We start from the raw sequence: 16,189 nt of genomic DNA, 5'->3' as shown, positions 1-16,189 counted from the left end.
AGCACGATGAGACAACCCCAAAGTGCTTATTTTCATTACTAAATGGTTAAAAGTTATAACTTGCTTTTACATAGTAATAACCGCCATTAAAATCGAACGGGCTATTTTCAAAGTACTTACCACCGTAGTTTTTCCACCAGTAATCTTCAAAATTACCATCAACTTTTTCAGGCTCATTATCAAATAGATTACTTGCGCCAATACTAAGTGATAACGCATCAGTAACAAAGTAGCTTAATTCTGCATCAAGAGTTACCGAAGCATCAGCTTCTCGTCTACCACCCCAGCCATCTGCATGAACCGCATAGAAAGAACCGTACACGTTTGCTCGAACAAACATGCTAACTTTATCCCAGGTTTGGGCTACAGTAAATGTACCTTTATGGTGTGGCATCTCGTCTTCAAGTCGTCTAATTTTCAACTCATTTGTTGTGTCAGAGTTGAATTTATCTACTTTAGTGTCATTCCAATTATAAGCGAGACTAAACTTAGTATCACCTTCTAAAAATTCTAAGCTATAGTTTGCGACTAAATCGATACCTTGAGTGGTAGTATCAAAATCATTACTAAAATATCTTACCTGTGAATACTGCTCTGGATTATTTACACCTAAATCTCTTAGTGCGTCGTAATCATCAGTGTCAACTGTAAATGAGCTTGATTGAGTTACTCTATCAGTTACTTCAATGTTGTAATAATCAGCTGTTAAGAAAAAATCACCACTTACATACACAAGACCGAAGGCATAACTTTGTGAATCTTCTGGTACTAATTCTTTAGCGCCAAAGTATTTAGATAATGGATTTGATGCTGGGAATAAACCTGCTGAAGTCAAATTACCACTAGAATCTGTAGTTGTGGTCGTATTAATAACATTAGCTTGCCCTACCGTTGGCGCTCTAAAACCTGTGCTCATCGATCCGCGTAATGATAGTTCGTCAGAAAGTGAATATAGTCCTGATAGCTTAAAATTAGTTGTACTTCCAAAAGTGGAATAATCTTCATAACGCACTGCTGCGCCAAGCATAAAATCATCAGTTAAATACACTTCTGTATCAACAAAAAGGGCAATGCTACGACGAGAAAATATACCTTGGCTTTCTGGAGAGAATCCAGCAAATCCACTTGGAGCTGTAGTGATCCCAAAGCCTTGACTAGCCAAAGAACCTGATTGCCATGACTCCTTTTGGCCTGGTGTGATTTCGAAGCTATCTTCCCGCCATTCAACACCGAAAGCGAGATTCATTTCCTCTTCTAAACCAATGTCAACCAATTGAACTAAATCGGCATTAAAAGCTTTTTCTAATTGTGTGTATGAACCGACATTAAATGATGTCGGAGTATCTGGCCCAAGTGATGGATTAATAGCATTTGACAACATAAAGTTTGCTTTACTGCGGCCATAAGAACCACTGATATCATAGAAAGCTTCATCAAAAAAACCACCTTTGATTTCCCCTTTAGTTCCAATAACTAAAGACGTATCATTAATATCACCACCTAATGTTGGCGTATACCCCCCCGGATAAATTTCATGAAAAGAGAAACAGTTAGGATTCGATGCTACTTGCAAATAAGCAGGTGTTTCTAATACATTCCCGCTACTAGGGAGAGGTACTACAGGGCAATTACCACTCATATCAGAAGTTAAATCAGCAATAAGTAGTTCATCATTACCATTCGTAAATACGCCATCCTTATTGATCGGACTACGATAATAATAGCCACCATTAACTGCACGATCAGAATAGTTACCAAACATATAAAATTCTTTACCATTACCTAAGTCTAAACCCACGTTTCCGAAAAGAGTAATGTCATCTTTAATCTCAGGGTTACCCCAAATAATAGTTGCTGGTTGTTGAACATGAGTATTACCAGTCGCAATAGCATCTAAACCATCCTGAGATTGTACACTTCGGCTAGTATCATCAACGTTTTTGATTTGAAAACTTAGATTAACAAAACCGTCATTAGTTAATGGCATACCAACATTACCAGCAACTGTTGTTGCTCCACCATCACCCTCATAATATTCTCCATATTTAGCTTCAATCGAGCCACCTGATGAGTCATCTTTAAGAACGAAATTCATAACGCCAGCAATCGCATCTGAACCATATTGTGCCGCTGCTCCATCACGTAAAACTTCTACCTGTTTTAATGCAATGCTAGGTATAACTGAAATATCAGGTCCTTGAGAGCCATCATTAATACCACCACCTGTGAAAGAAATAACAGCAGCTCGATGGCGACGCTTACCATTCACTAAAATCAATGTGCTATCTGATGGTAACCCTCTTAAGTTAACTGGCCGAATAAAGGTTGCTGCATCGCTAATAGGTTGGCTACGAACATTAAATGAAGGAACAACACTTACTAACTGATCAAGCATATCGCTTGATCCTGATTTGCTAAGTTCATCTCCGCCGATCAAATCTACAGGAACCGGAGAGTCTGCAACTGAACGAGGGGCAGCTCTAGATCCAACAACTACTATTTGCTCTATTTTTTCTGTCTTTTGTTCAGCCGGCGTGCCAGTTTCTTCTGCGCTTGTACTTGTTGAACCTAACGCGGCAGCTATTGAAAATGCCAGCGTGCTAACTCGTAATTTGATATACATATTGTGTCTTCCCATGCTAATTTCATGCTGATTTTTTGTCAAAACTACTCAATTAAAAATATATATTTGTTCTATTTACTTACATTTATATTTTTGATTAGTCGATTATGCAAAAAATGGAATAAGTCTATTTTTATACTTTTAAAGATGTCTTCACATTTAAAGAAAAATGCTTACACATTTACAAAACTATTATGTAAATGACACATGCACTCTAGAACAGAACAAAATAGCACCACAAACGAAAAAATTTTACCTTTGAGTGAATTAATTTCCTTCTGCAAAAAGTTCCCATAAAACTGCACGAATACCATTGTTATTCTTACTTATAATTTTATTTAAAATAATTCACGCGATGTTGAAATCGTTTCGTTTGCTGCTTTTTAATATATACCTCAGCATGAATTAACAAATAAGCACTAACAAAAAATAAACGGTAGATTTTTTTATGAATATATTAGTCGCAGTAAAGCGAACTATCGATGCAAATATCAAAGCAAAAGTAAAACCTGATAGATCCGACATCGACTTAAATAACATTAAAATGGCAATTAATCCCTTTTGTGAAATTGCAGTTGAAGAAGCAATTAGATTAAAAGAGCGTGGTATAGCCACAAAAATTACTGTAGTCAGTATTGGAAGTAAAGCTTGTCAGGAGCAAATAAGAACAGCCTTAGCCCTAGGTGCAGATAACGGTATACTAATTGAGACTGCAGATTCTACGGAGCCATTAAATGTTGCAAAGCTGCTGAGTAAAATAATCATTAGAGAGCAAATTAGCCTAACTATTTTAGGTAAGCAATCAATTGATGCTGACAATAATCAAACAGGGCAAATGTTAGCGGCTTTAAACAACATGCCACAAGCTACATTTGCTTCAGAAGTTAACGTAAAAGAAGACGGTATAGAAGTTACCCGAGAAGTAGATGGTGGTTTGCAAACATTACGATTAAGTCTTCCTGCTGTTATTACCACTGACTTACGTTTAAATGAGCCTCGCTACGCTTCTCTTCCTAATATTATGAAAGCCAAGCGTAAACCTCTTGAAGTAACGACTCCAGATGAGCTTGGTGTTGTTATGAAATCGCATATTCAGCTTTTATCTATGCTGCCTCCAATAGAGCGAAAAGCAGGTATTAAAGTTAATAATGTTGATGATTTATTAGAAAAGCTGAAGTTTGAAGCTAAGGTGATTTCATGAAAATCCTAGTCATTGCAGAACACGATAACAAAACATTAAAGAGTGCTACGTTAAATACCATTACTGCAGCATCAGAAATTAGTAACGACATCCATGTACTTGTTGCAGGTTTGAATTGTGAAGCAGTCGCCAATAAAGTTGCAGCTGTAACAAATGTTAGTAAAGTGTTATTGGCGGACCATTCTAGCTATGGACATCAATTGGCAGAAAATTTGAGTCAATTAGTCGTGAATATAGCACATGGTTATAGCCATATTATGACGTGTGCAACTTCGTCAGGTAAAAACTTCATGCCGAGAATCGCAGCTTTGCTCGATGTCGCTCAAATTTCTGATATTACACATATAGACAGTGCTGATATATTTTCTCGTCCTGTTTATGCTGGTAATGCCATTGCAAAAGTAAAATCTTTGGATCCCATAAAAGTCATCACCGTTCGAACTACTGCTTTTGATGCCGCAAAGGAGGTTGATGACGGTGTTGCAGATATTGAAGCCATTGACGTGATTATATCTAATGAATACTCAACTTTTGTTTCCGAACAATTATGCGAAAGTGATCGACCAGAGTTAACAGATGCCAAAGTTATTGTCTCAGGTGGTCGAGGTATGGCTAATGGAGATAACTTCTCTTTACTTGAAGCTGTAGCTGATAAGCTAAATGGTGCTGTTGGAGCATCTCGTGCTGCAGTGGATGCAGGCTATGTTGCAAATGACATGCAAGTTGGTCAAACCGGAAAAATAGTCGCGCCAGACCTCTATATTGCTGTAGGTATATCTGGTGCTATTCAACATCTTGCAGGCATGAAAGATTCAAAAATAATTGTTGCTATTAATAAAGACGAAGAAGCACCTATTTTTCAAGTAGCAGACTATGGCTTGGTTGCCGATTTATTTGAGATATTACCTGAGTTAGCAGCGAAGCTTTAATCTCTTATTTTTTAGTAGTTTAAAAAAGCATAAATGGTTTTTTATTTAAAATATACCAATGTGTCAATCCAAGGCGTTGTTCATTTACCGTTGCCAAGGACAAAGATAAAGATGCATTGATGTTCAAAGTAGCAGACCATAGCTTAGTTACTAATTTATTTAACGTTTTGCTTGTCTTAGCAGCAAAACCTAACCCTTTGTCCCTTTCGTTCTAATTTAGTAGACAACTTACGATTGGGATTTTTTATAAGAGGTAGAACAATGCGTGAGTCAATGAAATTTGACGTTGTTATTGTTGGAGCAGGCCCCGCAGGGTTGTCTGCTGCTTGTCGTTTGATGCAACAGGCTCAAGCTGCTAAGCAAGAGTTAACTGTTTGTGTGGTTGAGAAAGGCTCAGAAGTAGGTGCACATATCCTTTCTGGTGCAATACTGGAACCTAGAGCATTGAACGAGCTATTCCCAGATTGGAAAGAAAGAGGGGCGCCTTTACATATTCCAGTAAAGGAAGATCAACTATATCTTTTAACTAATGAAAGTAAATCAATCAAGCTTTCTAACCATTTTATACCAAAAACCATGCATAACACCTTTAATAGTGAGGATAGCAACTACATTGTGAGCTTAGGTAATGTTTGTCGATGGTTGGCAGAACAAGCTGAAGGGTTAGGTGTAGAAATTTTTCCAGGCTTTGCTGCCTCAGAAATTCTATTTCACAATGATGGCAGTGTAAAAGGTATTGCTACAGGTGAAATGGGGGTCAGTGAAAATGGTGAGCGAAAAAGTAGCTATATGGCAGGTATTGAACTTCATGCTCAATACACATTATTCAGCGAAGGTTGTCGTGGGCATTTAGGCAAAGAGCTTTATGCTAAATTTAATTTAGATGAAAATACTAATGAGCAACATTACGCACTCGGTTTAAAAGAGCTTTGGGACATTCCAGCAGAGAAGCATCAAGAAGGGCTAGTAATTCATGGCTCTGGTTGGCCGTTGCATGGCTTCGGATTACCTAAAAGTGATAATACTGGTGGTGGGTTTTTTCTATATCACACTGAAAACTATCAAGTAGCTGTAGGCCTGATTGTCGATCTTAATTATGAAAACCCGTATTTGAGTCCATATGATGAATTTCAACGGTTGAAGCATCATCCTGTATTAAAAGAATACTTGGAAGGAGGTAAGCGAGTCTCCTATGGTGCAAGAACTATTGCTAAAGGTGGCTTTAATGCCTTACCTAAGATGACATTCCCAGGTGGAATAATAATAGGATGCGAGGCTGGGACTTTAAACTTTGCAAAAATAAAAGGCAGCCACACAGCAATGAAGTCAGGTATGTTGGCTGCTGAAGAGGTTTTTTCTGCACTTGAGTTTGCTCGTGCAAGTGGAATTAAGCCGGAAAAGGAATTATTCAATTTTAAAAAAACTTTTAAAGCATCTTGGCTTTATGATGAACTATATCGCAGTCGTAATTTTGGCCCCTCGATGCACAAGTTTGGCGCTATTTTAGGTGGTAGTTTTAATTTTATTGATCAAAATATTTTTCAGGGTAAATTGCCTTTCACTTTACGTGATAATACCCCCGATCATGCCCAACTAAAACTGGCTAGTAAATTTCATCCTATTCATTACTCCAAACCTGATGGAAAATTGAGCTTTGATAAGCTCTCATCTGTATTTTTATCAAATACCAATCATGGTGAGGATCAGCCTTGCCATCTCCAGTTAAAAGATACCGAAATACCAATAAATAGTAATCTACCAAAATATGGAGAGCCTGCTCTGCGCTATTGTCCTGCGGGAGTATACGAAGTCGTTGTTGACAATGATTCGGCTCGTTTTCAAATCAACGGCCAGAACTGTCTACATTGTAAAGCCTGTGATATCAAAGACCCCGCACAAAATATTACGTGGGTAACGCCAGAAGGAACGGGTGGTCCTAACTACCCAAATATGTAAGAAGAAATAATATGATAAATGATAATAACCACGAAGATATTTTGGTTTCTCAAATAGACACAGGTGTTCTTACTATTACACTGAATAGGCCGAAATTTTACAATGCCCTAAGAAATAATGCTTTAAAAGAAATAGCTGACGTACTAACAAGTGCTGAAAAAGATAACAATATAAAAGTTATTATCATCACTGGCGGCGAGAAAGTCTTCGCTGCAGGAGCAGACATTAAAGAAATGAATCAATTGAATGTTGTTGGTTTACTCAATGATAACCGTCCAGTATTTTGGAATAAAATAGCTAATTGCTCTAAACCTATTATCGCAGTGGTAAACGGCTTTGCTCTTGGTGCTGGTTGTGAATTAATGATGCACTGTGACATTGTCATCGCAGGAGATAACGCTCAAATAGGTCAGCCAGAAATAAATTTAGGTATTATTCCTGGTGCTGGAGGCACCCAAAGGTTGTTGAGAACTGTAGGGAAGTCAATGGCAATGCAGATGGTATTGTCAGGTGAGTTTATTAATGCCGAGCAAGCTAAAAACTTTGGATTAGTTAGTGAAATAACACTACCGGAGCTAAGTTACCATCGAGCTCTAAAGTTAGCGAAAGTTATCGCTAATAAATCACCGATAGCCGTTCGTCTAGCAAAAGAGTCATTACTATACGCATATGAGAGCACACTAGCGGCAGGGCTTGCAGCTGAAAGAAAGGCTTTCATACTACTTGCTGCAACAGATGATAGAACCGAAGGTATAACTGCTTTCATTGAAAAACGTCAGCCAATATTTAAAGGCCAATAGGAGTCATTATAATATGAATAAATTTACCTCAGATTCTATTATAGCCGTCATAGGTGCAGGTACTATGGGGGCAGGAATAGCGCAAGTGGCAGCAAAAGCTAACCATCAAGTATTACTATTTGATGTAGCAGAAGGTGCAGCTCAAAAAGGGATTCAAAATATCCGTAAAGGGCTAGATAAATTAGTGCAACGTAATCGTATCACTACGTTAGAAGTTGATGCACTTGTGTCACGTATTATACCAACTTCTGATATTAATCAATTATCATCAGCAGATTTAGTTATTGAAGCTATTGTTGAAAACCTTGATCTGAAGCAAAATTTATTTTGTCAATTGGAAACTATTTGTGATGTTAATACTGTTATAGCTTCCAATACATCCTCTATTTCGATTACTGCAATTGGTTCAAAGCTATTAAGGCCACAAAACTTAATTGGGATGCATTTTTTTAATCCTGCCCCCATTATGAAACTTGTAGAAGTTATCAGCGGTTTAGATACTGATAAACAGGTGGCCGATAATGTTTTTGAATTAGCAATAAGTTGGGGGAAACTAGCGGTTCACGCAAAGTCTACCCCCGGCTTTATAGCAAATCGTGTTGCCCGCCCATTCTACGCCGAAAGTTTACGGATACATCAAGAAGGGGCTGCCGACATTGCAACTATTGATTGGTTATTTAGAGACTGTGGTGGATTCAAAATGGGCCCATTCGAGCTCATGGATATGATAGGGCACGACGTAAATTATGCGGTAACCTGCTCAGTTTTTGATGCATTTTACCACGATCAACGATTTTTACCTTCCTTGTTACAAAAGGAACTGCTCGATGCCGGCCACTTAGGACGAAAGTCCGGTCGAGGTTTTTATCAATATAATATTGACAAACAACCAGTAATAAATAGTCAACAAAGCTCTATCGACCTCGATATCACGTCAATTACTATTGTTGGAAGTTTAGGTGTCGCAGAAAGTATTATACCACTATTCCAACAGCATGGCCTGACAATAGACAGAGTTTCCGTATCGGAAGACTCGCTTGAAACAGCAGGGAAGATACTAATTGGGGATGCCACGTTAATGCTAACTAACGGCCAATTCACAGTGGAACGTGCCACTCGAATAAAGTGCCCTAACTTAATTCATTTTGATTTAAGCCTTAATTATCAACAGTCAACATCTATTGCAATTTCAACTTGTAATAATATATCCCAACAGACTTTAAATTTTGCCATAGCACTTTTTCAAAAAATAGAAAAAACGGTCATTATTATTGACGATATTCCTGGCATGGTGCTGGCGCGGACCATTTGTATGTTAGCTAATGAAGGCTTTGACGCAGTTAACCAACAAGTTTGTGATGAAAGTGCCATTGATATAGCTATGAAAGCTGGCATGAACTACCCATGTGGTCCTATCGAATGGGCTAATGAAATAGGCTTAAATTATACGTTAGAAATTTTGAAAAACTTAGCTGAAACTTATGGTGAAGATCGTTTCCGTGCCTCACCACTATTAATACGTAAAGTTGCAGAGCAACAATTACAATCCATCAAGAACCATACAACAATAGGGAAAAGTTGATGAAAAACGCTTATATTTGTGATGCAATTCGTACACCGTTTGGTCGTTATGCAGGAAGCCTCTCTTCAGTTCGAGCAGATGACTTAGGTGCCATACCAATAAAAGCATTAATACAGCGTAACCCACAAGTAGATTGGTCTCAAATTGATGATGTAATCTACGGTAACGCAAATCAAGCAGGTGAAGATAACCGAAATGTCGCTCGTATGTCTTCTTTATTAGCAGGCATGCCAGTATGTGTTTCAGGTAATACTATTAATCGGCTCTGTGGCTCGGGCATGGACGCTATAGGTATTGCCGCACGTGCAATCAAATCGAACGAAGCTCAGCTAATTATTGCTGGTGGTTGTGAATCGATGTCTCGAGCACCATTTGTAATGGGTAAAGCTGAATCGGCCTTTAGCCGAGTGACCAATGGTCCTTTTGATACAACTATCGGTTGGCGATTCATTAACAAAAAAATGAAAGAAGAGTATGGCGTTGATAGCATGCCTGAAACGGCTGAAAACGTTGCTGAAGATTTTAGAATATCTCGTGCTGATCAAGATTTATTTGCTTTTAATAGTCAAAAAAAAGCCGTTTCAGCAATAAAAAATGGCGTATTTTCACAAGAAATAACCCCTGTTAGTATCCAACAGCGAAAAAGTGAACCGTTAATAATCGATACGGATGAACATCCTCGTTCGGATACCACTTTAGCCGCTTTAAATAAACTACAAACTCCTTTCAGAGAAAATGGTTCGGTAACTGCAGGCAACTCTTCTGGCGTTAATGATGGAGCTTGCGCCCTACTTATTGCATCTAAAGAAGCAGCTATTCAGTATGGGTTAACACCTAAAGCTCGTATTATTGGTATGGCAACTGCCGGAATAGAACCAAGGATAATGGGTTTCGGTCCAGCATTAGCAATCAAAAAATTACTTAAGCAAACAGGATTAACTTTAGATCAGATGGCAGTTATAGAGCTAAATGAAGCATTCGCCTCTCAAAGTTTAGCAGTGATGCGCGAACTAGGTTTAGCTGATGATTCAATAAAAGTAAACCCAAATGGTGGTGCTATCGCTTTAGGTCACCCGTTAGGGGCAAGTGGGGCAAGACTTGTTATGACAGCCATGTACCAGCTTGAACGCACAGAACAGCGATATGCCTTGTGTAGTATGTGCATAGGTGTAGGCCAAGGGATCGCTATGATCATTGAACGTGTTCAAGTTAATGACCATGAGAAGTAACAAGGACGAAATTAAACTCGTGTGTAGAGTAATTTAATAATGCGACGTTTACCTCCCTTTGCCGCACTGCGTTCTTTTGAAGCGGCAGCGCGGCATAATAATTTTAAACTCGCTGCAGAAGACGTTTGTTTATCAGCTTCAGCAGTGAGTCACCAAGTAAGATCTTTAGAAGAATATTTAGGTATACAGCTATTTCATCGCGAAAAAGGAAAGCCAATACTCACCAGTGTTGGCGCTGTTTATTTAGAAAGTATTAAAGAAATTTTTGACCATTTAGAGAGGGCAACCAATGCTGTAACTAAACGAAGTCAGCGGTCATCTTTAACGTTAAACTTACTACATTCACTTGCTTCTTGTTGGTTATTGTTCTTACTACCTAAACTTAAAATCAGGCATCCTGAACTCGATATAAAGTTACTTAGCGCTACAGGTACTGTAGAGTTTAGTAGTGATGATATTGACGCCGCTATACGCTACGGCGATGGTAATTGGCTAGGGTTAAAAAGCGATTTTTTAATGGAAGATGAATTACTATTAGTGTGTAGTCCTGAAATAGCAAAATCACTTCCGACTATAGAAAAGATTGAAGAACTGGCGCAGCAAACCTTAATTCATTGCAGCTTAGCCGATGATGAGTGGAAAAACTGGTTACAAGCGGCAGGGAATAACTCATTTAACAGCTCACATTGGCTAGACCTGGATAGTAGGGGGTTAGTATTAGAAGCAGCATCCTCTGGCTTAGGCCTTGCAATAGGTAGAATGCCGTATGTGGCTGAATACCTCAAAAATGGCCGTTTAGTCGAACCTTATTCCATTAGAGTGAAAACAGGTAAGGGTTATTATCTGGTTTACCCTGAACATCATGCAAACTTCGTTAATGTAGTAAATTTAAGGCAGTGGTTACTTGAAGAATGTAAAACCCCATGATTTTCTAAGAGAATAAACGTAATAAACGTAATAAACGTAATAAACTATAAGACCAAAGTATTTATATTTGGAGTTTTAGATATGTCTCTTTTTTTCAACGCTAGTTGAATACTAGATTTTTTACTTATTGTTTTATTAATATAGAAACATCCCATCGTAGAGAAAAATTTATATAGAGTTAATCCAATCTCAAATAGCATGTTGCGAAAATTCTTTATTAAATGATAGCTAATGTTAATTAGCTAAAAACTCCATATTAAAGCTTATTTCGCTTCAACTAAATTACGGCTCAGTAAAATTAGAGTTTATTTAATTTTAGTAATAACTTTACAATTAAATACCGAGTAAATAATTTACTTGGTATTTGAAAGGATTTTTGACGTTGACTAAATGTGAATTTATTACCAATACCTCTATAATACTTAATACGTTAATATATTTTTTTGCTTTTTAAGTGATTCTTTTTCAATGTTTTGTTCCTTTTCAACTTTTAAGTTTTCATTAAGTGGTAACTTAGTCATAGTTAAATTGGTAAATCCTAAAATGACTGAAATAATTGGGCTTAATAAGCAAAAGAAAGCGAAAAATAAATATTCACCTGTACTAATCCCTAGAACACCTGCCATATAGACAGCATTTGTATTCCATGGAACAAGTGGTGCTGTTACGGTTCCTCCATCTTCAATACAACGAGAAAGATTCTTAGGGTGTAATTTAAAGCTTTTATATGAGTCAATAAACATTCTGGCAGGAAGTACTATTGCCATTGTTTGGTTGGCTGCAGTAATATTTGTAAAAATACATGTTGCGATAGTTGCACTAACCAAACTACCAACACTATTAACCGATTTTAAAATAGTATTGGTAAGTCGAGTTAACATACCGCTAACTTCCATTATCCCACCAAAAACCATTGCGACTATCGCCAATAGATTAACTTGCGTCATACTAATCATACCGCCACGAGAAAATAATCGGTCAATCATAGAGTTGCCTGTCTCTATACTAAAACCGTTAGAAAGCGTCGAGAATATTAAAGAATAAGCACTCATCCAGGTCACTTCTCCGCCAAGTATATTAACCAGTAATTGCCACTGAAAAATAGGAATAGCAATCACAGCTAAAAGTAACCCAGTAATTAGTGCTGGCATAGACGATATTCCTTTTATGACTAAATACAGCACTACAAAAGGGACAAATAATAATAAAGGCGTTATATTAAAGTGTTCAGTAATAGTTTTTCTAACCTCTTCTAATGCTGAATTATCAATAATGCCATTTGTGTAATAAAAACCGAGCAATAAATAAATTATCAATGAAATAATAATAGCGGGACCTGAGCTATAAATCATATGCTTAATATGGGTTATTACATCAGTACTAACCATAGCAGGCGCAAGGTTTGTAGTATCAGACATCGGTGACATTTTATCTCCGAAATAAGCACCTGAAATAACCGCGCCAGCAGTCATCCCTAAAGGAATATTTAAAGACTCACCAATACCCATTAATGCTATGCCTATAGTACCGGCAGTCGACCAACTTGATCCTATCGCCAGTGATATGATGCAACAAAGCAAACAAGCCACAAATAAAAAGTAACTTGGATTGATAAGTTGCAAACCATAATAAATAAACATTGGCACTATGCCCGACATAATCCATGCAGCAATTAATGAACCTACAATAAAAATAATTAATATAGCGGGCATTGCGGAATCAATAGCTTTACGCATACCTAGCTCTATTTCATTATAAGGGATTTTTAAATGTAACAATGATATGCCACCTGCAAAAAACGAACTAATCACGAGTATATACAGGGTAGGTATTGCATTATCTTCAAGTAAAAAATTCAAAAACATTAACAGTATTAATACAATGACAGGACAAGACGAAATCAGAAGAGATGGTTTTTTTTGGGGACTTTGCATTTTTAAGTTCCTTATAAATTAAGTATAGTAGGAATAAATGAATCCCCTAAAAATAAAAAAACGCGCTCAAATATAATAAAGTCAAAAATGAGCGCTTATTCAAAAGTATCAGTTCAATTAACATTTATCAGTGATAAGTATTAATAGTTGAGTTAAATCAAAATTAACCTCTTCAATTAGCTGTTCAATTTTGTTTGCTCGCTTTACACCAATAATATCATCAGCAAGCAAGTGAAATTTATCACTAATTTCTTTATCAGTTAAAGGATTGTCTGGGTCACCTCTTGGGGTGCGTGCATCGGATTGTAACTCTCTACCATCCTTTAAATATAAAGTTACATCCGCCCAACGTTTATCGATACTGATCGCAGTATAATGTTCATCATCAACAAGTTCCGTGGCTAAACTAATTCGTTGAACCTCTTTATCTTGTAAAATACTTTCTTGTAATTGTTTAGGTCCTATTTCACCATGGACAGCCATAATGGCAAATGGATAGGCCAATGCATAAGTTAGCTCATCCATTGTTTTAGGGGCATGCCCAGCTAGGCGAGTAGCATAATGAAACGTTTTAATTCGCGCTCGCTCAATATCATCACTAACAAGTCTATTGTTAATCATTAAGTCATGTACTGCATCAATTGCTGGGTGCGCCCACCGACAAACAGGGTAGGCTTTATAATGTGTGTTGTTAACTTCCCATCTTTCACCTAAATCATCCCAATAAGGCTTAGCATCTTCGCCTTCGGCAGTAATAGCTGGGGCGCCAGTGAAACCCAATTGTGCCATATAGGCAGCCGACACACCTGATGGTGCTCCCCAGCCTACGCCGTCTCTCAACATTGTCGGATGATCAATACAGCGCATCATTTGGCTACGAGGCCCATGATACTCAGCGATACCAATAGCATGACGTATCTGTTCTTCATCAAGCTTTAGTAAATATGCGGCGGCAGCAGCAGCACCCACAGCAGTCCAAGCGCCAGATGTATGATAATCAGGAACAGTACCATGCATACACAACCCTGAGCGATACCCGACTTCATAACCAATAGTCAAAGCAACAAATAAATCTTGGCTATTAACTTCTTTTCCTTGACGAGTTAAATCATCGATAACGGCGATAACTGCGGGAAATATACCAGAACCCGCATGCCCCTTAACTTTAGAGTAGCCATCGTGAGCATCGATGGAGTCAATGGTGAATGCTCCAGCCATAGCTGCGCCTACAGGACTAATTGTTAAACCTGAAAATAATAATCGAGATGCTGCGCTATCAACCCCCGCTGGCATTTGGGTTCGAGCAAACTCTTTAACAATGCCTGAAATTTTGGTCGTTGTACCAATGGCAGCAACACCGATGGTATCTAATAAACTACGACGCATAACAGCTAAGACATTTTCTGGTATATCTTGATAGCGTAACGTTTGAATAAATTTTGAAACTGTAAGAGCCATGGTAATCCTCATTATTTTCGTAAATAGTGACTATTTATAATTTAAGCCAAACTGACTTAGTTTGGGTATAAGACAGTAAGCAGCCCATCCCGCGATCACGCCCATGTCCTGATTGCTTGTAACCACCAAAAGGCTGCGTTGCATCACCATCACCATAACAATTTACCCAAACAGTTCCAGCTTCAATTTCTTTTACCATTTTATGTGCTTTCCTCAAGTCTCGTGTCCAAACCGATGCACCTAAACCGTAGATACTATCATTTGCAACACGTATCGCTTCGTCGGCGTCATTGACGGGAATAATCGCGGCGACAGGACCAAATATTTCTTCACGAGCTATAGTCATATCTGAGGTGACATTGTCAAAAAGGGTTGGCTGGATGTAAGCACCTCCATTAAAGCCTTCTGGCTTGTCACCACCAAATAACAAGGTCGCACCTTCATTTTTTCCCTTTTCGATATAACTCATGACCGTATTGAAATGACTTTGACTAACTAAGGGGCCCATAGTTGTTTTAGGGTCCAGTGGATCACCTGGTATAAATGCAGTTCTAGCTTTTTCAGTAAAACGTTTTACAAATTCACTATGAATTGAACGCTCAACCAGCAATCTTGATCCTGCACTGCAAACTTGACCTGAGTTCGCATAAATACCCGCGATAGCTGCATCAACAGCTTCATCTAAATCTGGTAAATCGGCTAAAATAATCTGTGGACTTTTACCACCACACTCTAGAGATACTTTTTTCAGGTTTGACTGTCCTGCATAGACCATCATTAACCGACCCACCTCTGTCGATCCGGTAAAGCATATTTTAGCTACATCCATATGAAGAGCTAGCGCTTTACCTGAAATTTCACCTGGCCCATTGATCACATTAAAAACGCCATCAGGAGCCCCGGCTTCAGTAAATAATTCAGCTAGAAATAAACAGCTCAATGGTGACTGTTCCGCTGGTTTAAGTACAACAGTATTGCCCGCTGCTAACGCAGGGATAACCTTCCACATAGCTAGCATCATGGGGAAGTTCCATGGGCTTATTGCAGCTACGACACCCAATGGTTCACGTAAAATATAATGAAAGGCACTACTATCAGTATTTGTTACTGCCCCTTCAGTTTTATCAATACATTCAGCAAAATAACGAATAGTACTGATAACTTCGGGTAGGTCGGCTGTGAGTACTCTAGTAACGGGTTTACCCATATCTAAACTTTCAAGTACAGTTAACTTAGCCGCATTTTTTTCTACCAAATCAGCAAATTTGAATAGCACTTCCATTCGTTTACGTGGTGAAATATGTGACCAAACTCCTGTTTTGAATGCTTGTTTAGCAGAAGCAACAGCTTCATTAACATCTTTTTTTGTGGCAATAGCTAATTCACCAATGACTTCACCACTGACAGGATTAACAGTTTCAAGTGTATGGCGATCTGCACCATCTCTGTATACACCATCTATATACAAGCCGGTTTCAATCCGTACGTTTTTCGCCTCTGCTTGCCAAAAGGCATGATTTTTCTCAAGTAAATGTTTCAACATAACTATC

The 16,189-nt window shown here is 38.1% G+C and carries 11 protein-coding genes; 7 read left to right on the top strand and 4 right to left on the bottom strand.

Annotation, left to right across the window (positions count from 1 at the left end; all coding sequences use genetic code 11):
- Positions 1 to 46: 46 nt before the first annotated feature.
- Complete coding sequence (locus A3Q33_RS04050) at positions 47 to 2,617, bottom strand: TonB-dependent receptor plug domain-containing protein (protein ID WP_196798095.1); 2,571 nt, start codon at positions 2,615 to 2,617, stop codon at positions 47 to 49.
- Positions 2,618 to 3,071: 454 nt separating this feature from the next.
- Here A3Q33_RS04050 and A3Q33_RS04045 point away from each other — a divergent pair, with 454 nt between their 5' ends.
- From A3Q33_RS04045 to A3Q33_RS04015, 7 genes are all read left to right on the top strand, one after another.
- Positions 3,072 to 3,824, top strand: coding sequence for an electron transfer flavoprotein subunit beta/FixA family protein (locus A3Q33_RS04045; protein WP_081178828.1), 753 nt, complete (start codon positions 3,072 to 3,074; stop codon positions 3,822 to 3,824).
- The gene (locus A3Q33_RS04040) at positions 3,821 to 4,753 is read left to right on the top strand and encodes an electron transfer flavoprotein subunit alpha/FixB family protein (RefSeq protein ID WP_081178827.1); all 933 of its coding nucleotides are present in this window, start codon (positions 3,821 to 3,823) and stop codon (positions 4,751 to 4,753) included. Before A3Q33_RS04045 ends, A3Q33_RS04040 begins: the two co-directional genes overlap by 4 nt.
- A gap of 261 nt (positions 4,754 to 5,014) precedes the next feature.
- A complete protein-coding gene (locus A3Q33_RS04035; protein ID WP_081178826.1) occupies positions 5,015 to 6,709 on the top strand; it encodes an electron transfer flavoprotein-ubiquinone oxidoreductase in 1,695 nt (564 codons plus the stop codon).
- An 11-nt stretch (positions 6,710 to 6,720) separates the two neighbouring features.
- Complete coding sequence (paaF, locus tag A3Q33_RS04030; protein WP_081178825.1) at positions 6,721 to 7,509, top strand: 2,3-dehydroadipyl-CoA hydratase PaaF; 789 nt, start codon at positions 6,721 to 6,723, stop codon at positions 7,507 to 7,509.
- 13 nt (positions 7,510 to 7,522) lie between these two features.
- Positions 7,523 to 9,091, top strand: coding sequence for a 3-hydroxyacyl-CoA dehydrogenase (locus A3Q33_RS04025; protein ID WP_081178824.1), 1,569 nt, complete (start codon positions 7,523 to 7,525; stop codon positions 9,089 to 9,091).
- On the top strand, positions 9,091 to 10,320 hold the full coding sequence (pcaF, locus tag A3Q33_RS04020) for a 3-oxoadipyl-CoA thiolase (protein WP_081178823.1): 1,230 nt from the start codon (positions 9,091 to 9,093) through the stop codon (positions 10,318 to 10,320). Before A3Q33_RS04025 ends, pcaF begins: the two co-directional genes overlap by 1 nt.
- Positions 10,321 to 10,359: 39 nt before the next feature.
- Positions 10,360 to 11,247, top strand: a complete 888-nt coding sequence (locus A3Q33_RS04015) for a LysR substrate-binding domain-containing protein (protein WP_081178822.1) — start codon at positions 10,360 to 10,362, stop codon at positions 11,245 to 11,247.
- 422 nt (positions 11,248 to 11,669) lie between these two features.
- Here the strand turns inward: A3Q33_RS04015 and nhaC are convergent, their stop codons facing one another.
- From nhaC to A3Q33_RS04000, 3 genes are all read right to left on the bottom strand, one after another.
- Positions 11,670 to 13,181 (bottom strand): Na+/H+ antiporter NhaC, encoded by a 1,512-nt coding sequence (gene nhaC, locus A3Q33_RS04010; protein WP_081178821.1) that lies wholly within the window; start codon positions 13,179 to 13,181, stop codon positions 11,670 to 11,672.
- 117 nt (positions 13,182 to 13,298) lie between these two features.
- Positions 13,299 to 14,639, bottom strand: coding sequence for an MmgE/PrpD family protein (locus A3Q33_RS04005; protein WP_081178820.1), 1,341 nt, complete (start codon positions 14,637 to 14,639; stop codon positions 13,299 to 13,301).
- A 34-nt stretch (positions 14,640 to 14,673) separates the two neighbouring features.
- On the bottom strand, positions 14,674 to 16,182 hold the full coding sequence (locus A3Q33_RS04000) for an aldehyde dehydrogenase (RefSeq protein WP_081178819.1): 1,509 nt from the start codon (positions 16,180 to 16,182) through the stop codon (positions 14,674 to 14,676).
- Between the last annotated feature and the right edge of the window lie 7 nt (positions 16,183 to 16,189).

The sequence above is a fragment of the Colwellia sp. PAMC 21821 genome (assembly GCF_002077175.1).
Lineage (GTDB): Bacteria > Pseudomonadota > Gammaproteobacteria > Enterobacterales > Alteromonadaceae > Cognaticolwellia.
This window is presented reverse-complemented; position numbering and strand designations above follow the sequence as displayed.

Excerpts from the sequence above, each read along its gene's own strand:
- A3Q33_RS04045 (WP_081178828.1), top strand. The coding sequence starts at position 3,072 with ATGAATATATTAGTCGCAGTAAAGCGAACTATCGATGCAAATATCAAA.
- A3Q33_RS04040 (WP_081178827.1), top strand. The coding sequence starts at position 3,821 with ATGAAAATCCTAGTCATTGCAGAACACGATAACAAAACATTAAAGAGT.
- A3Q33_RS04035 (WP_081178826.1), top strand. The coding sequence starts at position 5,015 with ATGCGTGAGTCAATGAAATTTGACGTTGTTATTGTTGGAGCAGGCCCC.
- paaF (WP_081178825.1), top strand. The coding sequence starts at position 6,721 with ATGATAAATGATAATAACCACGAAGATATTTTGGTTTCTCAAATAGAC.
- A3Q33_RS04025 (WP_081178824.1), top strand. The coding sequence starts at position 7,523 with ATGAATAAATTTACCTCAGATTCTATTATAGCCGTCATAGGTGCAGGT.
- pcaF (WP_081178823.1), top strand. The coding sequence starts at position 9,091 with ATGAAAAACGCTTATATTTGTGATGCAATTCGTACACCGTTTGGTCGT.
- A3Q33_RS04015 (WP_081178822.1), top strand. The coding sequence starts at position 10,360 with ATGCGACGTTTACCTCCCTTTGCCGCACTGCGTTCTTTTGAAGCGGCA.
- nhaC (WP_081178821.1), bottom strand. The coding sequence starts at position 13,181 with ATGCAAAGTCCCCAAAAAAAACCATCTCTTCTGATTTCGTCTTGTCCT.
- A3Q33_RS04005 (WP_081178820.1), bottom strand. The coding sequence starts at position 14,639 with ATGGCTCTTACAGTTTCAAAATTTATTCAAACGTTACGCTATCAAGAT.
- A3Q33_RS04000 (WP_081178819.1), bottom strand. The coding sequence starts at position 16,182 with ATGTTGAAACATTTACTTGAGAAAAATCATGCCTTTTGGCAAGCAGAG.